Annotated in this window: 19 protein-coding genes and 1 riboswitch; of the genes, 10 read left to right on the forward strand and 9 right to left on the reverse strand. The window is 63.4% G+C overall.

Going from position 1 to position 20,844, the window contains the following annotated elements:
- Nucleotides 1–20: 20 nt before the first annotated feature.
- A complete protein-coding gene (parE, locus tag FJ949_RS11510) occupies nt 21–2,081 on the reverse strand; it encodes a DNA topoisomerase IV subunit B (protein WP_140495843.1) in 2,061 nt (686 codons plus the stop codon).
- 235 nt (nt 2,082–2,316) lie between these two features.
- Here parE and cpaB point away from each other — a divergent pair, with 235 nt between their 5' ends.
- From cpaB to FJ949_RS11560, 10 genes are all read left to right on the forward strand, one after another.
- Nucleotides 2,317–3,243 carry a Flp pilus assembly protein CpaB gene (gene cpaB / locus FJ949_RS11515; protein WP_246675040.1) on the forward strand — a complete coding sequence of 309 codons (927 nt, stop codon included), beginning with the start codon at nt 2,317–2,319 and terminating at the stop codon, nt 3,241–3,243.
- 122 nt (nt 3,244–3,365) lie between these two features.
- Nucleotides 3,366–4,745, forward strand: coding sequence for a type II and III secretion system protein family protein (locus FJ949_RS11520; RefSeq protein WP_224647001.1), 1,380 nt, complete (start codon nt 3,366–3,368; stop codon nt 4,743–4,745).
- A 4-nt stretch (nt 4,746–4,749) separates the two neighbouring features.
- A complete protein-coding gene (locus FJ949_RS11525; RefSeq protein ID WP_140495845.1) occupies nt 4,750–5,019 on the forward strand; it encodes a hypothetical protein in 270 nt (89 codons plus the stop codon).
- A 24-nt stretch (nt 5,020–5,043) separates the two neighbouring features.
- Nucleotides 5,044–6,258: a response regulator gene (locus FJ949_RS11530; protein ID WP_140495846.1), complete on the forward strand. Its 1,215-nt coding sequence runs from the start codon at nt 5,044–5,046 to the stop codon at nt 6,256–6,258.
- Nucleotides 6,255–7,676 (forward strand): CpaF family protein, encoded by a 1,422-nt coding sequence (locus FJ949_RS11535; protein WP_140495847.1) that lies wholly within the window; start codon nt 6,255–6,257, stop codon nt 7,674–7,676. Before FJ949_RS11530 ends, FJ949_RS11535 begins: the two co-directional genes overlap by 4 nt.
- Nucleotides 7,677–7,680: 4 nt before the next feature.
- Nucleotides 7,681–8,646 carry a type II secretion system F family protein gene (locus FJ949_RS11540; RefSeq protein WP_140495848.1) on the forward strand — a complete coding sequence of 322 codons (966 nt, stop codon included), beginning with the start codon at nt 7,681–7,683 and terminating at the stop codon, nt 8,644–8,646.
- Between the two features lies 1 nt (nt 8,647).
- Entirely contained in the window at nt 8,648–9,610 is a 963-nt protein-coding gene (locus FJ949_RS11545) for a type II secretion system F family protein (protein ID WP_140495849.1), read from the forward strand.
- A 60-nt stretch (nt 9,611–9,670) separates the two neighbouring features.
- Nucleotides 9,671–10,498, forward strand: a complete 828-nt coding sequence (locus tag FJ949_RS11550) for a hypothetical protein (RefSeq protein WP_181167409.1) — start codon at nt 9,671–9,673, stop codon at nt 10,496–10,498.
- A 162-nt stretch (nt 10,499–10,660) separates the two neighbouring features.
- Nucleotides 10,661–11,131: a hypothetical protein gene (locus FJ949_RS11555; RefSeq protein ID WP_140495850.1), complete on the forward strand. Its 471-nt coding sequence runs from the start codon at nt 10,661–10,663 to the stop codon at nt 11,129–11,131.
- A 174-nt stretch (nt 11,132–11,305) separates the two neighbouring features.
- On the forward strand, nt 11,306–12,481 hold the full coding sequence (locus tag FJ949_RS11560; protein WP_140495851.1) for a diguanylate cyclase: 1,176 nt from the start codon (nt 11,306–11,308) through the stop codon (nt 12,479–12,481).
- Between the two features lie 9 nt (nt 12,482–12,490).
- Here the strand turns inward: FJ949_RS11560 and gcvP are convergent, their stop codons facing one another.
- From gcvP to gfa, 8 genes are all read right to left on the reverse strand, one after another.
- Nucleotides 12,491–15,301, reverse strand: coding sequence for an aminomethyl-transferring glycine dehydrogenase (gene gcvP, locus FJ949_RS11565; RefSeq protein WP_140495852.1), 2,811 nt, complete (start codon nt 15,299–15,301; stop codon nt 12,491–12,493).
- A 17-nt stretch (nt 15,302–15,318) separates the two neighbouring features.
- On the reverse strand, nt 15,319–15,687 hold the full coding sequence (gcvH, locus tag FJ949_RS11570) for a glycine cleavage system protein GcvH (RefSeq protein WP_140495853.1): 369 nt from the start codon (nt 15,685–15,687) through the stop codon (nt 15,319–15,321).
- Between the two features lie 7 nt (nt 15,688–15,694).
- A complete protein-coding gene (gene gcvT / locus FJ949_RS11575; protein ID WP_140495854.1) occupies nt 15,695–16,792 on the reverse strand; it encodes a glycine cleavage system aminomethyltransferase GcvT in 1,098 nt (365 codons plus the stop codon).
- 148 nt (nt 16,793–16,940) lie between these two features.
- Nucleotides 16,941–17,027: riboswitch (glycine riboswitch) on the reverse strand.
- Nucleotides 17,028–17,130: 103 nt separating this feature from the next.
- Nucleotides 17,131–17,922, reverse strand: coding sequence for a molybdopterin-binding protein (locus tag FJ949_RS11580; protein WP_140495855.1), 792 nt, complete (start codon nt 17,920–17,922; stop codon nt 17,131–17,133).
- Between the two features lies 1 nt (nt 17,923).
- A complete protein-coding gene (locus tag FJ949_RS11585; RefSeq protein WP_140495888.1) occupies nt 17,924–18,802 on the reverse strand; it encodes a cytochrome b/b6 domain-containing protein in 879 nt (292 codons plus the stop codon).
- Between the two features lie 116 nt (nt 18,803–18,918).
- The gene (locus FJ949_RS11590) at nt 18,919–19,596 is read right to left on the reverse strand and encodes a DUF1345 domain-containing protein (protein WP_140495856.1); all 678 of its coding nucleotides are present in this window, start codon (nt 19,594–19,596) and stop codon (nt 18,919–18,921) included.
- A gap of 25 nt (nt 19,597–19,621) precedes the next feature.
- Nucleotides 19,622–20,089, reverse strand: a complete 468-nt coding sequence (locus tag FJ949_RS11595; RefSeq protein WP_140495857.1) for a YaiI/YqxD family protein — start codon at nt 20,087–20,089, stop codon at nt 19,622–19,624.
- 64 nt (nt 20,090–20,153) lie between these two features.
- Nucleotides 20,154–20,723 carry an S-(hydroxymethyl)glutathione synthase gene (gene gfa / locus FJ949_RS11600; RefSeq protein WP_140495858.1) on the reverse strand — a complete coding sequence of 190 codons (570 nt, stop codon included), beginning with the start codon at nt 20,721–20,723 and terminating at the stop codon, nt 20,154–20,156.
- Between the last annotated feature and the right edge of the window lie 121 nt (nt 20,724–20,844).

Genomic DNA, 20,844 nt, shown 5'->3' on the forward strand with positions numbered 1-20,844 from the left:
CTTAATCGACCGGCCTGCGCTCAGATATCCAGCACTTCCGTTTCCGCGAATTCGGCGCGTTCCTGGATGAACCGGAAACGAGCCTCCGGCTTGGTGCCCATCAGCGCATCGACCGCGTCCTTGGTGGCGGCCTCGGCATCGATCACATCGACGCGGAGCAGCGTACGCTTCCTCGGATCCATGGTTGTCTCCTTGAGCTGCGCGGCCATCATTTCGCCCAGGCCCTTGAAGCGACCGATCTCGACCTTGCCGCGCCCGGTGAACTCGGTGCGCAGCAATTCGTCCTTGTGCGCGTCGTCACGCGCATAGGCGACCTTGCCGCCCTGCCGGATCGAGTAGAGCGGCGGCACCGCCAAATAGAGATGTCCGCCGCGAACCAGGTTCGGCATCTCCTGGTAGAAGAAGGTGATCAGCAGCGAGGCGATGTGAGCGCCGTCGACGTCGGCGTCGGTCATGATGATGACGCGGTCGTAGCGAAGATCCTCGTCGCGATACTTCGACCGCGTGCCGCAACCGAGCGCCTGGATCAGATCGGAAATCTGCTGGTTGGCGGCCAGCTTGTCGTTGCCGGCGCTCGCGACGTTGAGAATCTTGCCGCGCAGCGGCAGCACCGCCTGGCTGGCGCGGTCACGGGCCTGCTTGGCCGAGCCGCCGGCCGAATCGCCTTCGACGATGAAGAGTTCGGCGCCGGCGGCCGCATTCTGCGTGCAATCGGCAAGCTTGCCCGGCAGGCGCAGCTTGCGCACCGCACTCTTGCGCGACACTTCCTTTTCCTGGCGGCGTCGTACCCGCTCGTCGGCGCGTGCGATAACCCATTCGAGCAGCTTCGACGCTTCCTGCGGATTGTCGGCCAGCCAATGGTCGAACGGGTCGCGGATCGCGGTCTCGACGATGCGGATCGCCTCGATCGTCGCCAGCCTGTCCTTGGTCTGGCCGACGAATTCAGGCTCGCGGATGAACACCGACAGCATGCCCGCCGCCGAGATCATGACGTCTTCCGAAGTGACGATCGAGGCGCGCTTGTTGCCGACGAGGTCGGCATAGGCGCGCAGGCCGCGCGTCAAGACGTTGCGGAAGCCGGCCTCGTGGGTGCCGCCTTCGCCGGTCGGGATGGTGTTGCAGTAGGAGTTGATGAAGCCGTCGCCGCCGAACCAGGTCACCGCCCATTCCAGCGAGCCATGGCCGCCTTGCCTGTCGCTCTTGCCGGCGAAGATTTCGCGCGTTACCTGGAATTCGTCGCCGAGCGACGCTTTCAGATAGTCCTTGAGGCCGCCGGGAAAATGGAATTCGGCCTTGGCCGGAGTGGTGTCCTTTTCCTTGATCAGCGAAGGATCGCAGGTCCATCGGATTTCGACGCCGCCGAACAGATAGGCCTTCGAGCGTGTCATGCGGTAGAGCCGCGCTGGCTCGAACGCGGCACCCTTGCCGAAAATCTGCTCGTCGGGATGGAAGCGGGTCCTGGTGCCGCGCCGGTTGTGAACTTCGCCAAGGTGCTCGAGGCCGCTGACCGGGATGCCGCGCGAGAAGCGCTGCCGGTAAAGTTGCCGTCCGCGCGCGACTTCGACTTCGAGATGATCCGACAGTGCGTTGACCACGGAGACGCCGACGCCGTGCAGGCCGCCCGAGGTTTCATAGACCTTGCTATCGAACTTGCCGCCCGAATGCAGTGTCGTCATGATCACTTCGAGCGCTGGCTTCTTGAACTTCGGATGCGGATCGACGGGAATGCCGCGGCCATTGTCGGTGACGGTGAGAAAGCCGTCAGCCGAAAGCTCGACATCGATGAATGTGGCATGGCCGGCAACCGCCTCGTCCATCGAGTTGTCGATAACCTCGGCGAACAGATGGTGCATGGCCTTGTCGTCGGTGCCGCCAATATACATGCCCGGACGGCGCCGCACGGGCTCCAGGCCTTCGAGTACCTCGATATCGGCGGCGCTGTAGCCCTCTGAGCCGTCACGAGACGCCGCCGCCGGACGCTTGGCTGCCGCCTGCACCAGCGGATCGGCCGGACGCGCCGGTGTGCGAACCGGTTGCGGCTGCTTCTCCAGATTGCCGAAAAGATCGTTGTTGTCGTCCATGCCTGCCATAGAGCCCAAGCTGCGAATCACCCGCCGATACTGCCACGCTTTTCAGCGCCAAGCGACGGAGGTTCCTGTTACGTTCGGGGATTAACCCCCTCGTATCCTAAAACCATTCGATAACCAAGCCGGCGGAAATCAGGCGGATAGCCAGCGAGAAGATTCCTGATTCTTTAACAATGCCGCCTAGCGTGAGCCAACATAACAAGAAACTACGGGCATCAGGGGTTTGGGCGTGAGGGGCAAGGCCATAACGATGATCGGCATCGCCGCCGTTTTCGGCGCAATCTCGATCTTTGCCGCGGATTTCTGGGTCAAGCGCCAGGCCAGGGCCGACGCCGAGGAGAAAACCGCGTCGATCGCGGCGCCCGCCGCGCCGACGGTCGAATTCAAGACCATCGTGGTGGCGAATGCACCGTTGCGGTACGGCATGGATCTCGACCGCGCGAAACTCAGCGAAATTCCGTGGCCGCAGGATTCGCTGCCGCAGGGCGCCTTCGCCACCATCGATGGACTGCTCGGGGACGGCAACCGCGTGGTGCTGTCGCCGATCGAGGTCAACGAACCGGTGCTGCTTACAAAGCTGTCCGGCCCGAATGGCCGCGCCACGCTCTCCAACATGCTGACACCCGGCATGCGGGCCGTCACCATCCGCACCGACGAGATCGCGGGCGTCGGCGGCTTCGTCACGCCGGGCGATCGGGTCGATGTCGTGCTGACGCGAGATGCCGGTGAAATCCAGGAAGTGGCCAAGAATGCGCAAGGCGCCGCCGGCTCGACCATCACCTCTGAGATCGTCGTTGCCGACGCGAAGGTGCTGAGCGTCGGGCAGGGCGCCGACGAGCGTCAAACAACCCCGCAGGTGGCCAATTCCATAACCATCGAGGTGACCACCGAAGGCGCGCAGAAAGTGGCGCTGGCCCGCACTGTCGGCACGCTGTCGCTGTCGCTTCGCTCCGCCAGCGAGGGCGGCGACGGCAAGGACGGTGTCACCACCATCTCCTCCTTTGGCGGATCGGTGGCGGGCAAGGCGCAGGCCGCAGCCGGCTCGCTGTTCGACGCCATGGCAAAGGAGCCTGAGAAGCCGAAATTCAAGACGGTCATCGTGACGCGTGGAACGACGGCCGAGGAATATCAGGTTCCTGCGCGGGACCAGAAATAGGAATATCAGGTTCCTGAGTGGGACCAGAGCAGGACCGGTGGGGACCGGACGGGACGGGAACAATGTTGAGGCAACTTCAATATCGAATGACAGGCCGGTTGCACGTCGCGCGGGCCGTGGCGATGGCGGTGACGATGGCGTCGGCCTGCATCTTCGCCGGCCCGGCCAGGGCGGATAACGACATCGTCTATGTCTCGGCGACCAAGAACGCCTCGATCAAGGTCGCCAAGGGCAAGCCAAAGACGATCATGACGAGCGCGGCTTTCTACCAGATCGTCATCGGCGATCCGGAGATCGCCAACGTCAACCCGCTGACCGACAGATCCTTCTATGTGCTGGGCAACAATCTCGGCACCACTGGCATTGCCCTGTTCGACGAGAACAAGCAGCTCGTCGGCACCGTCGACATCGAAGTGACGCTCGATACCGACCAGTTGGCCGACACGATCCGCGCCAGCGTGCCGGACGCCAAGATCAAGGTCGGCTCCGCCAATGGCCGCGTCGTGCTGTCGGGCGAGGCGGATGACGCGGTCGCCGCCGAAAAGGCAAACAAGATCGCTACCCGCTTCTCCGGCAATGAGGAGGTGATCAATTCGGTCAACATCTCGTCCTCACAGCAGGTCCAGCTCAATGTTCGCTTCGTCGAGATCAACCGCCAGGCGGGGCAGGATCTCGGCGCCAAATACAGTGCCAATTTCGCTTATGGCATGGGCGGACGCGACGTTACGATTGCTCCCGGCACCATTGAGCCGGCGGGGACCGGCGAGATCATCGGCAAGCTGCTGTCGAACGGCGTTTCCATCGACATCGCCATCAAGGCACTGGAAGAGCGCGGCCTGGCTCGTCGGCTGGCCGAGCCGAACCTGATCGCCCGGTCCGGCGAGACGGCGAGCTTCCTGGCCGGCGGCGAGTTTCCGATCCCGGTTTCCGAAGACAACGGCAAGATTTCCGTCAGCTACAAGAAGTACGGCGTCAGCCTGGATTTCACGCCCACCGTTCTGAAGGACGGGCTGGTCAGCCTCGATATCGCGCCGGAAGTCTCCTCGATCGACGCGTCGGCTTCCTACAATATCGGCAGCATCTCGGTGCCCGGCTTCATCGTGCGCCGCGCCAGGACGTCGGTCGACCTGAAGAACGGCCAGAGCTTCATGATCGCGGGGCTGCTGCAGTCGCAGAACGACATCACCACCTCGCGCATACCGGGCCTCGGCAAGATGCCTGTGCTCGGGGCCCTGTTCTCGTCGAAATCCTACCAGCGGCGCGAGACGGACCTGGTGATCATCGTCACGCCTTACCTGGTCAAGCCGGTGGATCCATCGAAGAAAATGGCCGAGCCGACCGATGGCACGCAGCCTGCCAGCAATGTCGACTATTTTCTCAACAACACCGAGGAGGTGAGGGCGTCGGATACCAATCGCGCGCTGGCGCTGGCTGACGGCAGCGCCGCGCGTGCCGCTTCCGCCACCAAAGTCGGGCATTTCCTCGACCTGCCGAAGGACTGAAGCCATGCGTCTGGTCTTGAGCTCGAGCGTCGCCTTGCTGCTTGCCGGCTTCACCGCCGGCTGCACGAGCGACGATTATGTGCGCAGCGAAGGCGTGACGAGCGGCGCCGGGGAGGCCCAGGCCGCCAACACCGTCATGCAGATGGTCGATCCCTGGAAATACGGCGTCCAGAACACCAGGCTTCTCGTGCCTGCCCAGCGCGGCAGCACGGAACCCGCCACCGCCGAGCAGGCGGCCAGCGCCAAGGCATCGCAAGCCAGTGCCGACAATTGATCCGAGATCACAGGCTGACAAGTAATGGCAAACGGCATCAAGATCAGGAAAATCCTGCTCATATCGACGGACAGAACCTTCGCGCAGGACACCCGGACGGCGTTTGCCGCCTCGGAGATCATCCAGCTCTCGACGGTGGACAAGAATATCACCGAACTTCGCGGCGAGGTCCAGGAGGCCGATCTCGGGGCGATCATCGTCGATATGGACGCAGCGAAGCTTGATGAGATCGATGCGCTGCAACGCGTCATGCGCCGGCTGGAAGGCAAGGCGCCGGTCGTGGTCGTCACCCAGGAGTTCAACGCCGCCGCCGCGCGCATCCTCGTGCAGCTCAAGGTCGCGGATTTCCTGGTCAAGCCGATCACCACGGCCGATCTCGTGCGTTCGGTGGTGCGTGCGCTGCAAGGGCCGGGGCGCGAGGAAAACACCGAGTCGCAGATCTACACCTTCATGCCCGCGGCTGGCGGCGTTGGCACCACGACGCTGGCTTTGCAGACCGCGTTCCAGCTGCATCATTCAGTGACGCGCGGCGCCTCGACCTGCGTGGTGGACCTCAATTTCCAGCAGGGCGCCTGCGCCGAATATCTCGACCTGGAGCCGCGTTTCGACATCACCGAAATCGAGAACCAGCCGGAGCGTCTCGACAGGCAATTGCTCGACGTGATGCTGTCCAAGCATGCCAGCGGGCTTTGTGTTCTGGCCGCACCGACGCAGCCGGCGGAGATGCGCTCGTTCAAGACCGATGTCGTGGTGCGGATGCTGGACCTCGTCTCGGCCTATTTCGACAATGTCGTCATCGACATGCCGCGCACCTGGTTTCCGTGGACGGAGACGGTGCTGCTCGGCTCCAACAAGCTCTACATCGTCGCCGAAATGACGGTACCGTGCCTGCGCCACACGCAACGCCTGATCCAGGCGGTCTACGAGACCGCCGGCAAGGAAGTGAAGCCGAACGTCATCGTCAACCGTTTCGAGCAGAAGATGTTTGACAGCGGCATCAAGCAGGCGGACGTCCAGGAAATCCTCGGCGAGCATTTCGTCGGCGGCATCGCCAACAATTACCGGCTGGTGCGCGAGGCCGTCGATCGCGGCGTGCCGCTGCACGAGATCGATGCCAATGCCAACGTCGTCAACGACCTGAAGAGGATCATCCTTCCGGAGGAAGTGGCGGCGGCGCCGGGCAAATCGAAATCGCTGTTCGGCTTCGGCAAGAGCCTTTTGAAGAGGAAGGCCGGATGAGCAGCCGCTTTTCCACCTTGCAGAACCGCGATGCGCGTCCGCAGCGCTCCGCCGAGCCGACGGCGGTTGCGCACCACGCGGTCGTCATCCCGACGAGCCGGAAGGTCTTGCCGGCGAAAATCGAAGCCGTGCCGGGCAAGAGCGCCAACAAGGTGCTCGATGCGCGCGTGCGTATCCACCGGTTGCTGCTCGAGGAGATCAATCTTGTCGCGCTGGAGCGGCTGCCCAGGGACGAGATGCGCCGGCAGGTGCATGATTTCGTGTCGGAAAAGACGCGCGAAGAGCGGATGGCGATCAACACCGTCGAACTCGATGCCCTGGTCGACGACATCGTCGACGAGATGGTCGGGCTCGGCCCGCTCGAGCCGCTGCTCAAGGACCCCGACATCAATGATATCCTGATCAACGGCCATCAGAACTGCTTCGTCGAAAAGAAGGGCAAGCTGCAGCAGGTCCACATTCCGTTCAAGGATGAGGCGCATCTGCTTAGAATCATAAACAAAATCGTTGCCGCGGTCGGCCGCCGCGTCGACGAATCGCAGCCGATGGTCGACGCCCGCATGCTGGACGGCTCGCGTTTCAACGCCGCCATCCGCCCGGTCGCGGTCGACGGGCCGCTGGTGTCGATCCGCAAATTTTCCAAGAACAAGCTCGGCCTGCACCGGCTGGTCGAATTCGGCGCCATCACCCAGAACATGGCCGAAGTGCTTGCTGCGGCAGTACATGCCCGCAAGACGACGATCATTTCGGGCGGCACCGGCACCGGCAAGACGACCATGCTCAACGCGCTGTCGGCCTTCATTCCCGAGGACGAGCGGCTGATCACCATCGAGGACGCGGCGGAGCTTCAGTTGCAGCAGCCGCATGTCGCGCGCATGGAAACCCGGCCGGCCAACATCGAAGGCCATGGCGAGCTCAAGCAGCGCGACCTCGTCAAGAACGCGCTGCGCATGCGGCCCGATCGCGTCATCCTCGGCGAGTGCCGCGGCGAGGAGGCCTTCGACATGCTGCAGGCCATGAACACCGGCCATGAAGGGTCGATGGCCACCATTCACGCCAATACGCCGCGCGATGCCATTTCGCGGCTCGAGCAGATGCTGGGCATGACCGGCATGCCGATGACGGTGCAGTCGATCCGCAGCCAGATCGCCAGCGCCATCGACATCATCGTCCAGTTGACCCGGCTCTCCGACGGCAAGCGCAAGGTGACGAGCGTCGCCGAGGTGACGGGCATGGAAGGCGACGTCATCCAGATGCAGGAGATCTTCCGCTTCGTGCGTACCGGCATGGACGCCGATGGCACAATCCTCGGCCATTTCGAAGCGACCGGGATCCGGCCGCGCTTCCTCGAGGACCTGCGCGCCATGGGCATCGAGTTTCCCGGGCGCTATTTCGAACCCGGCCGGCCGCAGGAGTAACCAGGTGTTGGACGGATTCAGCGCGATCTATGTCGTCTATGCCGGGGCTGCATTGACCGGCATCATGATCGCCGAGGCCGTTTACCTGCTCTATGCCGGCCGCAGCGACAGGCGCACCGCCATCAACCGGCGCATGAAGCTGCAGGAAAACAGGATCAGCCAGGAACAGGTGCTGATCCAATTGCGCAAGGAGCGCGGTCTCGATGCGGGCACGTCGCTGTTCTCGCCTGACCGTTTTCGCGCCCTGCGCGCCCAGTCGGGCATGATCATGCCGCTGTCGAAGTTCCTGATGATCACTTCGGGGATGGCGCTGGCTGCGGCCCTTGCCGCCATCTGGTATGGCTTGCCGCTGCTGATGGGCGCCATTCTGTTTGTCGTGGTGGTGCCGGTGCTGCCGGTGATGGCGATGCGCTCAATGCGCAAGCGCAGGCTGAAGCGGTTCGGCATGCAGTTGCCGGAAGCGCTGGAACTGATCACACGCGGCCTCAAGGCCGGCCATCCGGTGCCGGTGGCCATCGCCATGGTGTCGCGCGAAATGCCCGACCCGATCGGCACCGAGTTCGGCGTGATTGCCGATGAGGTGACCTTTGGTTCGGATCTGGTTTCGGCGCTGAATTCGCTGTTCGACAGGGTCGGCCATGAGGATCTGCCGCTGTTCGTCACCGCCGTGTCGATCCAGACGAGTTCTGGCGGCAATCTGCGCGAAATCCTCGACGGACTGTCGACGACGATCCGCGAACGCGGCAAGCTGCGCCGCAAGGTGCGCGCCATTTCAACCGAAGGCCGTCTGTCGGCCTATATCCTGACGGCCGTGCCGGCGCTGCTGTTCACGACCATCATGGCATTCATGCCTGGGTATTACAGCGACGTCTGGGGCGTGCCTAAGACGTGGTACATGGTTGGTGGCTCGGTCACCTGGCTGATGCTGGGCAATCTGATCATGTTCAAAATGTCGAACTTCAAATTCTGACATGCAGAAGGTCGTCGAATTCCTCGCCTCGCTCGCGCCGACCTCGCTGATGCCGGTGGCTGTCCTGCTGCTGGCCGTGGGCGCTGCCGCTTTTGCTTGGCCGATGGTGGTGGCAAAGGGCGATCGCAACGAAGTCAGGCGCAGACTCAAGGTCGACGAGGGTCCAGTGGCCGCCAGGCCGGAACCGGCCCAGAAGAAGAATACCGGTGTCGTTCGCGAGAAGGCGGTGAAGAAGGCGCAGGAGTTCTACGCCAAGAGCGATCCGGAAAATGTCGCCCGCCTGCGCTTGAAACTCATCCAGGCGGGCTACATGGAGCCGCGCGCCGTCGGCATGTTCTTCCTCATCCGTTTCACGGCGATGGTGGGCATCGCGCTCGCCGTCTTCGTGCTCAACCGCTGGATGGCCAGTCCCGACGCCACGGTGACCAGCCGCTGGGCCTTCGTCGTGTTGTCGGGCGTGGCCGGCTATTTCCTGCCAGGGCTGGTGCTGACCCAGAAGATACGGGAAAAGATGCGCGAATACCGCAACGGCTTCCCCGATTTCATGGACCTGATGATCGTCTGTTCGGATGCCGGCATGAGCATGGAAGCGGGCGTCGAGCGCGTCTCGAAGGAACTCGCAAAGACCTACCCGTCGCTCAGCCAGAACCTGCAGCTCGTGTCGCTGGAGCTGCGGGCCGGGCGCAGCCTCGACGATGCACTGAAGGCGCTCGCCGATCGCCTGAGCCTGGACGAGGTGCGCTCCTTCGCCACGCTGCTGCAACAGTCCAAGGAGCTTGGCACCAGCCTGTCGGGGGCGCTGCGCGTCTTTTCCGACGAGATGCGCCACAAGCGCATGTCGCTGGCCGAGGAAAAGGCGCATGCCTTGCCGGCCAAGATGTCGGTGCCGGTCGTGGTTTGCATCCTGCCGGTGGTGCTGATGATCGCGGTCATTCCGATCATCGTCAAAATGACCGGCCACTAGGATTTGCTGATATTCAGTGAAACCGGCGATCTGCAAAGTCCGCAAATGAATGAGAAGTCCATGCGAATGCTGTTGCGCGCTTTTGTCCTCGGCCTTGCCGCGGCCAGTCTGTCGCCCGTCTGGGCTGCAGCCGATTGCGGCGATGCCGCTGCCCTGGTGCAGCAGGCTTATCCCAAGGCCCGCAAGAGCGCTGACGGTGCCTCGTTCACGCTCGAACCCCACACCAGCATCGCCCTGACGTCCGCATTTGGCGACCCGCCCGGGCTGGTCTGCAAGATCTGGCCCGCCCATGAGGCCCTGCTGTTGGTCGCGGTGCCGCTGATGGACAGTTCGCAACCCAGCGACTACGCGCATGCCGGCGATATCGAGCTTCTGGTCATCGACAGGAAAAGCCGGCAGGTGCGCCAGCGTCTGCTGCAGCCCGGGCTGATGAATGATGATGCCATCGCCATCCGCAAGTTCGAACTTGATACCGGCCGGTATGCGCTGGCGCCCGATGTCTCCGCCTTCGGCCTGCGCATCGAAATGGCGAACAATTCGCTGCCTAACCCTTTCAGTGAAACCGACCTGCGGCTCTATGCCGAGGACGGCGATGCCCTGCGGATGGTGCTCGATGGCCTGGTCGTGGCCGGCAATGGCGGCGAGGGCGATACCAATTGCGCCGGATCCTTCCATATCAGTCAGGTGAGCCTGGCGATGAGCCCGGCCAAACATCATGGCTACCACGACATCGCGGTGGTCGAACGGATGGATACCGACAATCCGTTGCCCGACAGCAATGGCGAGTGCCAGTCCCACCCCGGCAAGTCCGTGAGCCAAACCTACCGGCTGCGCTATGACGGCAGCCGGTATACGGTTCCGGCGGGACTCAAGGCCCTGGAACCGTGAGAACGCCGCTGGCCGTGATCGAGGCGTTGCGGCCTGGTGGTTAATAGCTGGTGTACCCAGGGCCTAATTTTGGCGGCGTTTCGGCACCTAAGTTTAATTGCTCTGGAATAGTGTGTTTCCTGAAGAACGACCCGGCAAAAAACCGGGCGATGGGGCAGGGGCATGCGTCACAGCAATTTAACGGCAATGGCCGCGATGGCGGCCGTCTTGATGATGTCTGGTTGTACGACGAGTGGCGTCGACACCACCAAAACCACCGCCATTCAACCGGCCGCGAAGGACGTCGGCACATCCGATCTGGCGGAAGGCAAGGCGCAGTTTCGCGACGCGAATTACGGCCTTGCCGAACAGCGTTTCCGCAAGGCCGTCGAGTTGAAGGCCGACAATGCGGAAGCCTGGATGGGGCTCGCCGCTTCCTATGACGAACTCGGCCGTTTCGACTTCGCCGATCGTGCCTACGACCAGTTGCTCAAGATCGCCGGGCGCAAGCCGCAGATCGTCAACAATATGGGCTATTCGCAATTGCTGCGCGGCAACAGGAAAAAGGCAAGGGCGCTGCTGCTCGAAGCCAAGGCCGGCATGGCCGACCCCACGGTCGTCGATGCCAATCTTGCCCTCCTGAACAAGGGCTGACGGCTGTCTGGTGGCCATGATGTCGCGAGGCCGATTTTGGGACACTCGGCGTCGACGCTTTGTAAACCCTATCCGAAGGTCTCAGCCGAAAGATCAGTTGAAAATCATGTCTGATGGCTGTCGCTGACCTAGAATGCAGCGGTAAGGCCGACGCTCAGGGAACCCCCGCCCAATATGCTGGATTTCAGTTCGCTCCTGCTCGCAGCCGCGCTGTCGGGCATCTGCCTCAGCATCACCATGTTCGCGATCTGGTTCGCCGCGCCCCGGGCCAGCTTCGTGCTGACGGTGGGGTGCGGCATTCTCGTGCTCGTTGTGCATGTCATCCTGTTCTGGCGATACACGAAGGAGCCTGATCCGCTGCTTTGCCAGGTCGCGCTTGCATTGCTCAGCCTCGGTTTCCTGGTCATCTGCCTCTCGGCCATGCAGTATCTCGGCGTGCCGGATTACCGGCGTGCCATTTTGCCGACATTGGCCGCCATGACGATCTGCGCGGCGGTGACTTCCCTCGGTCTCGACGGGGTAGGCTTCATCGTTACCTATGTAACGGTGACTGTGCTGCTCTCGGCGATCGGAACCATGTTCTGGCTCAACGGCAGTCATGATCGCAAAATCCTGCTGGTGGTTTCGTTCCTAGGCGGCACCTGTGCGGTGTCGTTTGCACTTTGCGCGGTCGTCCTGGTGGCCAAGGGGCAATGGACGCTCGGGGCAGCCCCCGATAACTGGGCCGAACGCCTGAATTCGGTCGTGGCCGTGGCCTGCATGACCGGTCTCGGCGCATTGACGCTTTCCCTGCATCACCTGCAGGCGCAGATCGAGCTGAAGGCCGAGACGATGACCGATCCGTTGACCGGGCTGATGAACCGCCGGGGATTGATGTCGCTCCATGGCGAACGGGCCTTCGGTCCGTTCATGGCTGTCGTCATGTTCGACCTCGATCATTTCAAGAAGACGAACGACATCTATGGTCACCCGGTGGGGGATCAGGTTCTGTGCCGCTTCGCCGCAGTCATCAGAAAATATGCCAGAACGGGCGTCGACGCCTTTCGTCTCGGCGGCGAGGAATTCGCGATCGTCATGTCCCGGGTGACCGAAGAGAGGGCTTACGAGCTCGCAAGCAAGATCGGCGTCGCCTTCGGCACCGAGATCGTTGCGACCTCCCACGGTCCCTTGCGCAGCACTGTCAGCGGAGGCATCGGCTTTGGCGGCGCCAACGGCAACAGCCTCGGCGAGGTGCTGGCCGAGGCGGACGCAGCGCTCTATGCCGCCAAGCGCGCGGGCCGCAATTGCGTCGTCAGCCACAAAAGGATGGGCAAGGCCGAGCCGATCAAGCCGGCCTTGCGCTCAGCATAGTTTGCGAGACTATTCGGCCGCGCCCAAATAGTCCGACAGCGGCGGGCATGAACAGACCAGGTTGCGGTCGCCGGCGACATTGTCGATGCGCGATACCGGCGGCCAGTATTTCGCCGCCATGTCGGCGTCTCCGGCGGGGTAGGCCGCTTCCAGGCGCGAATAGGGATGGCTCCACTGGCCGGCCAGCGCCTCCGCGGCGGTGTGCGGCGCATTGACCAGCGGATTGTCAGCCAGGGGCCACTCGCCCCTCGCAACCTTGGCCGCTTCGCCCGCGATGGCGATCATCGCCTCGCAGAAGCGGTCGAGCTCGCGCTTGGGCTCGGATTCGGTCGGCTCCACCATCAGCGTGCCGGCGACCGGGAACGACATGGTCGGCGCATGGAAACCGTAGTCGATCAACCGTTTGGCGATGTCCTCGACACTGATGCCGGCGCTCTCCTTGAGCACGCGGGTGTCGAGGATGCACTCGTGGGCAACGCGGTCGCTCCTGCCCTTGTAAAGGAGCGGGAAGTGTGGGGCGAGCCGCGTCGCGACGTAGTTGGCCGAAACGATCGCCGTCTCGGTCGCCTGCTTCAGGCCGGAAGCGCCCATCATGCGGATGTACATCCAGGTGATGGGCAGGATGGAGGCACTCCCGAAAGGTGCGGCGGCCACGGCATGCGCGGAGCCTTCGGTGACATGGCCCGGCAGATAGGGCTTCAGATGCGCCCTGACGCCGATCGGGCCGACACCCGGGCCGCCGCCGCCATGGGGGATGCAGAAGGTCTTGTGCAGGTTCATGTGGCAGACGTCGGCGCCGATGTCGCCCGGGCGGGCGAGGCCGACCAGAGCGTTGAGGTTGGCGCCGTCGAAATAGACCTGGCCGCCATGCTCATGGATGAGGGCGCAGAGATGTCGCGCGCCCTCTTCATATACGCCATGCGTCGAGGGATAGGTGAACATCAGCGCCGCGAGATTCCTGGAATGCTCGTTGGCCTTGGCCCTCATGTCGTCCATGTCGATATTGCCGTCCTCCAGGCAGCGAACGACGACCACGCTCATGCCGGCCATCGCCGCGCTCGCCGGATTGGTGCCGTGCGCGGAGGACGGGATCAGACAGACCGTGCGATGGCCCTCGCCGCGCGAGCGGTGATAGGCGCGGATGGCCAGCAATCCGGCATATTCGCCCTGGCTGCCGGCGTTGGGCTGGAGGCTTACCGCATCGAAGCCGGTAATCTCCGAAAGCCAGCCTTCCAGATCGTCGATCATGGCGCGGTAGCCTGCCGAGTGCGCGGCCGGCGCGAAGGGATGCATGTTGGCGATTTCAGGCCAACTCACAGGCATCATCTCGGCCGCGGCATTGAGCTTCATGGTGCAGGACCCCAGCGGGATCATCGCGCGGTCGAGGGCCAGGTCCTTGTCGGCCAGCCGGCGCAGGAAGCGCATCATCTCGGTTTCCGACTTGTTCTCGTGGAAGACGGGCTGGGTGAGAAACTCCTTGCCGCGCGGCTTGCCGGGCGTGGTGGCGGCGGCCTCCGCGCTTGGCTTGGCCCCAAACAAGGCGGCAATGGCTTCCAGGTCGGCTTCGTCAGAGGTCTCGTCGAAGGCGATGCCGACACGGTCGGCATCGATGACGCGCAGAAGCCGGCCGCCCTTTTCGGCGGCGGCGGCAATCTGCGCGGCCTTTCCCTTCGTCTCCACCGTCACCGTGTCGAAGCGGCTCGTGCCGATCACCGGCAAGCCTGCCGCCTTGAGCCCGGCTGCCAGGCGGCTGGCCAGCGCGTGGATGCGCCCGGCGATTGCCTGAAGGCCGGCGGGGCCGTGCCAGATGGCGTAGGCTGTCGCCATGTTGGCAAGCAGCGCCTGGGCGGTGCAGATGTTGGACGTTGCCTTGTCGCGGCGGATGTGCTGCTCGCGCGTCTGTAGGGCAAGCCTGTAGCCTGGACGGCCCTTACTGTCGGTCGACTGGCCGACCAGGCGGCCGGGCATCAATCGGGTCAATTTGTCGGCAACCGCGCAGTAGGCGGCGTGCGGGCCTCCAAAGCCCATCGGCACGCCAAAGCGCTGCATCGGACCGACGGCAATGTCGGCGCCGAGCCTTGCCGGCGTGTCGGTCAGTGTCAGGCCGAGCGGGTCGGCGATGAAGACGACCAGAGCGCCGGCCGCGCGCGCCTTGTCGATGGCCGCCTTGTGATCACCATAGACGCCGAAAGTGTCCGGCCAGGAGACGAGCAGGGCGGCTGTGTTGTCGTCGATCGTCTCGCCGTCGATCTCGATGCCGAGCGGCTCGGCGCGGGTGCGCGCCACATCCAGCGTCTGCGGGTGCGGCGTGCCGGCGAGAGCCACCTTGGTGCGCTTGTCGCGGTGATGGCGCAATGCGATGCCGATCGCTTCGGCGACCGCTGTCGCTTCGTCGAGCAACGAAGCCGATGCCACAGGCAGGCCGGTCAGTTCCGCAACCAACGTCTGGAAATTGAACAGCATTTCCAGGCGGCCCTGGCTGATCTCCGCCTGGTAGGGCGTATAGGCCGTGTACCAGGCCGGGTTCTCGAACAGGTTGCGCTGGATGGCCGGCGGCACGTGCACGCCGTAATATCCGGCGCCGATGAAGCTCTTCAGAACCGTATTCCGGGCCATGGTCGCCGACAATTCGGCCAGCGCTTCGGCTTCGCTGGCCGGCGCGGGCAGGGACAGCGGCTGGTCGAGGCGGATCGATCTCGGCACAGCCTGGCTGATTAACGTCTCCACTGAGGGCACGCCGATGACGGCCAGCATGGCTCTCACATCGGCAATGCCGGGTCCGATATGGCGGGCCGAGAAGGGGTAGGGTGCTGCGGTCATGTCAATGCGTCCTGATTTCAGCCGATATGGGCTTTGTAGGCGGCCTCATCCATGAGGCTGGCGAGCTGGCTTTCGTCGGCAAGCTTCATTTTCCATAGCCACCCGGCGCCGGTCGCCGCCGAATTGACCAGCGACGGATCGGACGACAGCGTTGCGTTGGCCTCGGTGATCTCGCCGTCGACCGGCGCGTAGACGTCGGAGGCCGCCTTGACGGATTCGACCACGACGGCGGTGTCGCCCTTGGCGAGCTTCTTGCCTGTTTCGGGCAGTTCGACGAAGACGAGGTCGCCCAGCTGCTCCTGCGCGTAGTCGGTGATGCCGACGGTGGCGATGCCGCCCTCGACGCTGAGCCACTCGTGATCGGCGGTGAAATAGGTCTTTGCCATCTGAAAATTATCCTTTGCGGTAGCGATGCGGGAGGAAGGGCAGGGAAGAAACGTCGACGGGAATCTTCGTTCCGCGCACGTCGGCGAAAACCCGAGTTCCGGGTTTCGCCAAGGGCGTCGGGACATAACCCATGGCGACGGGATGGCCGGCAGACGGGCCGAAACCGCCCGAGGTTACGTGGCCGGCGGGATTGCCGTCGGCGTCAAAGAGCGTGGCGCCGGCGCGCACCGGCTGGCGGGCATCCGGCCTCAGGCCGACGCGCTTCTGAGCGGAGCCGCGCTCGACGGCGGTGCGCAGCGCGTCGGCGCCGATAAACGTGCCGTTCGCGCGGATGTCCTTCGGGATGGCCCACATCAGCGCCGCGCTTGCCGGATCGGTTTGCGCGGTGATGTCCTGGCCGTGCAGGCAGAGGCCGGCTTCCAGCCGCAGGCTGTCACGGGCGGCAAGGCCGATCCACAGCACGCGCTCGTCTTCGAGCAGCTTCGCCACGAGACCGCGCGCGTCTGCCTCAGGCAGGCCGATCTCAAACCCGTCCTCGCCGGTGTAGCCGGACCGGCTCATGAACCAGTTCTTTCGCGGTTCGATGCCATGCATGAACAGCAGCGACCCGGTCTCGATACCGGCGCGCGAAAGTGCCGCCCAGGCCTCGGGACCCTGGATGGCGAGGAAGACCCGGTCGAGCGGTTCGACCTTGACATCGAAGCCGGTCGCAAGCTCGCGCAAATGCTTCTCGTCGGCGATCGCGTTGCCGGCATTCGCGACGACCATGAAGTTGGTATCGCCCAGCCGGGTGACGATCAGATCGTCCAGGATCCCCGCGGCCTCGTTCAGGAAAAACGTCAGCTTCGACTGTGAGATTTCGAGCGCGCCCGCATCGAGCGGACAGGCACGGTTGAGCAGGGGAATCGCGCCCGGCCCGATGACCTTGAACAGTTTCATGTGCGAGATGTCGAACAGGCCCGCATGTTCGCGGGTGTGAAGATGCTCCTTCATGACGCCGGCCGGGTAGGTCAGCGGCATCGACCAGCCGACAAAGGCGCCAAAGCGCGCACCGGCAGCTGCGTGGATGTCTTCGAGAGGAAGGTGTTTGGTGTCGCCCGTCATGTGTTCTCCAGAGTCGCACGCAATCGGTCGCGAATGGCGACCAGTCCGTGCCCCTCTGTCTGAAGCCTGAGAGACTCGCGCCCCGTAACTCTGTCGGCAGCGCTTACACCTTCGGCGCGGGGGCAGGCCCCGACTTTCCAGAGTGTCTTTCCCGTCTACGGTTCTTTTGCCTGAGAGATTTCGGGCGATTTCCCCTTCGGCGACAGCTCTCGCTGCTCTCTCCCGCAAACAGGTAGGGCTCGCAAAAGCCCTCGACTCGTCATCCATAGCCCGTCAACGACGGATTGTCACCTGCATGCGACGTGCAAAATAAAATGGCGGCATCGTGCCGATTGCGATCAGATCCCGCCATACCAGTCGTAGCCATTGTCTTCCCAATAACCGCCCCGTCCGCCTCCTAAGGCGGCGAAGCCGTCGACCAGCTCGATCTTGTAGAGATATTTCGGCATCTTGTAGCCGAGCTGGCGCTCGACCCGGACACGCAGCGGCGCGCCGTTCTCGACCGGCAGCGGCTTGCCGTTGACGCCGTAGGCCAGGATCGTTTGCGGGTGGCGGGCGTCGATGAGATCGATGCTGCCGTAATATTTGATGTCGCCCGAAAGGCTGCGGTCGATCGTGTCCAGGCAATGGAACATGACGTAGCGCGCCTCGGGTTTGACCACCGCCTGGTCGAGCACCAGCGACAGCGGCGTGCCGGTCCATTTGGCGATACAGCTCCAGCCTTCGACACAATCATGGCGGGTGATCTGCGTTCGGCTCGGCATGTTCATGAGCTGCTCGCGGGTCAGCGACAGCGGCTTTTCGACCAGACCCGAAACCTCCAGTCGCCAGTCGGCGAAGTTGTTGGCGAGCAGGGCCTTGTAGGTATCGTCGTCGGGCGACGTCACGCCGTTGGGGCGCATCGGCTGACGGATGTCGGCTTCAGTGAACTCCGGCGCCAGCGAATCGCGGCCCGCGAGCAGACGTTGCGCGTGGTGTGTGAGATCGTTGGCGTTTTCGAGGAAGCTGCGCAGGCCGTCGCCCACGCCGAGCTGGCTGTCGAAGGCATCGCAGCCTGAAAGCGTGATACCGGAAAGGCCAAGGCTGGCCGCGGTCAGGAATTTCCTGCGGTTGATCTCGAATTTTGCCATGTCAGGCGCTCCTTTCGGAGGATTTTGCGTCATGCGGCGGATCGGTCCGATACCATCCGGTGACGATCGAGCGCAGTTCGTTGATCGGGCCGGCGGCCACGATCATCAGAATATGGATGATGAAGAAGCCCACGAGCAGCACCATGACGGTGAAATGGATGGTGCGCGCCGTCTGCCGGCCGCCGAGCAGGTCGTTGAGGAACGGCAGCACCGAATTCATGCTTGGCGACATTGCGAGCCCGGTGAGGATCATCAGCGGCAACAGCACGAACAGCACGCCGCCATAGGCCATTTTCTGCAGCGTGTTGTATTCGCGCGTGTGGTGGAACTTCAGCCTGGCGTGATTGACGATATCTTGCGGCAGGCGCCTGAGATCGTCCAGGCGAGGGGCGAGGTCACGTCTGATGTGGCCGTTGACCAGGCTGGCGACCAGCCACACAAGCAGCGTCGTCGTCAGCACCCAGGCGAAGAAGAAATGCACGACGCGTGCCGTGCCGAGGTCGTAGTATGATGGGATCGTCGCCCAGGACGGGAAGGCGCGGGGCGTCTCTTGTCCTGCCGGCCCAGACCAGCCGAGCACGCCGGTGGTGTCGAAGCGGTATCCGAGGATTTCGGTATAGCCGCGCGGCCCGGCATTCGTGTTCTCGGCGCCGATAGCGAAGACGGTGTTGTTGTAGTCGAAGCCGGACTGCTTGCCGAGATAGAGCTGCGGACGGGCGTTGAAGATCTGGAGGCCGGAAAGCAGCATGAAGAACAGCGAGATGGCCCACAGCCAGTGCGTCAGCCGCGTCCAGGCCGATTGCCGGTAGATCAATGTCGTGGCCTTCGTAGCGTCACTGTCCGCGCTGGCGGCGGGTTGGTTCATGGCAACCGATTCCATCTGGTCTCGCTTCCTGGCCGTTCCATCCGGCGCGGCCGCTGTCTGCATCATTCTCCTCCTGATACGTCGCCAGCCAAGCCGATGTTTCATCGATCACGAAAATATCAGGTCGAAGCTCAAGGGCCGCCCAGGCTGACGGCGAGATTGACGGCGGCGGCGACGATGACCGTGTTGAAGAAGAACGACAGGATCGAATGAACAAGCACGACGCGGCGCATGTGGGTTGTCAAGATGTTGGTGTCGGCGGTCTGCGCCGTCATGCCGATGACCGTCGAGAAGTACAGAAAATCCCAGCCTTCCGGCCGTTTGTCGCCGGGGAACAGCAAGCCGCCGACCGGGATTTTCTTCTTCGTTCCGGCATCGACCAGGTCGCCGTCCATCCAGTACACATGCGCATAGTGCAATGCCGCCATGGCGTGGATGGTGAACCAGCCTAGGGGAATTGACAGCAGCGCGAAGCCGAGCTCCATCGCGTTCGAACTGCCTTTCTGGTTGATCAACTGGAACAGTGCGGCGATGGCAACGCCGACGACGACCAGCGTGACGGCGAAGATGACCAGCACAGGCTGGTCGGTGTCGCGCGCATTCTTGCTGAGATAGGTGCCGGTGAATTTGGGCATCTGGGCGACAACCAGCGTGACATAGGCGGCAAAAAAGGCGTTGGCCCCGATCGAATAAGCGAGCGGCGCGTGAAGCAGCAAGGCCACCAGAAGCGCAAAGACGCCGACACAAGCCGACACCGCGAACAGCATGTGCCGGTGCATGGGCGTCCTGGACGGGATTTCGGCGGCCATGATGGTTCCGAATGGCGCTGGGCTTCTACTGCGGTGTGGCGGATTTTAGAGCGCGCCGCAAGATGCGGTCGAGTTCGCCGAGAAACCGCGAGCGGTCCTGCGGTGCGAAGCTGGCATTGTACCCCTTGCTTTCGCCGGTCTCGCGCAGATGCTGCTTCAAGTCGCGCATTGCCACCGCCATGCCGATCGTTTCCGGCGTGAAGGGACGTCCGGTCGGCCCCAATACATGGGCCCCGAGCGCCACCGTGCGTGCGGCCAGTGGAATGTCCGCGGTCACCACGATGTCGTTGGGTTTTGCGTTTTCCACGATCCAGTCGTCGGCGGCGTCGGCACCCTTGGACACGACGACATTGCGGATCATTGGGTCGCGGGAGGGGCGCAGGCCGCCATTGGAAACATAGGTGACGACGACGCCGTGGCGCTCGGCAACTTTTTCGACTTCGGCTTTGACCGGGCAAGCGTCTGCGTCGACGAGGATGGCGGGTGCGGGCATTGTCTCTCCAAATGAGCATGGGGCCGGCAACCCGTCCGGCCCCATGCCTCAAATCTCATGGTCGTCAGGCCGGAAGCGCTCCCGACCTCTTGGCGGTCCAGGTGGCGATATAGTCCATCAGGCCGGGGTTGAGGCAGTCATAAGGTTCGAGGCCGATCGATTTCAGTTGGCCGCGAATGCTGTCCATGCGGCTCGGGTCGACACCGGATTCGATGATCGAAGAAACAAAGGCGGTAAAGCCCGGCGGCGACCAGCCATCCTCCTCGAAGCGCTCGGGATGGATGAAGGACAAGCCCTTGAACGGATGGTCGCGCTCGACGGGTCCATGCATGTGGACGCCGCAGCCGGTGCAGGCATGGCGCTGGATCAACGCGCTCGGGTCCACCACCTTCAGCTTGTCGCCGTTCTCGGTGACGGTGACGTCGCCGGTGCCGGCTACGGCCACCACCGAGAACACCGCCCCTTCGGGCTTCCAGCATTTGGTGCAGCCGCAGGCGTGGTTGTGGGCGATCTGGCCCTTGACCTTCACCTTGACCGGATTGCTGGTACAGGCGCAGACCAGCGTGCCGCCGATAAAGCTCGCACTCTCCCTGGGCAGACCATTGTCGATTTTCGGATGCAGTTTTTCCGCCATGCTTTTCTCCTCCCATTTTTGACCACAGAGGTCGCGGGCCCGTTGCCCGCGGCGTGTGGCCGCCCTCAGTAAACCACGACACTCCTGATCGACTTGCCCTCATGCATGAGGTCGAACCCCT

Origin of the sequence: Mesorhizobium sp. B2-4-1 (assembly GCF_006442185.1) — a bacterium.
Lineage (GTDB): Bacteria > Pseudomonadota > Alphaproteobacteria > Rhizobiales > Rhizobiaceae > Mesorhizobium.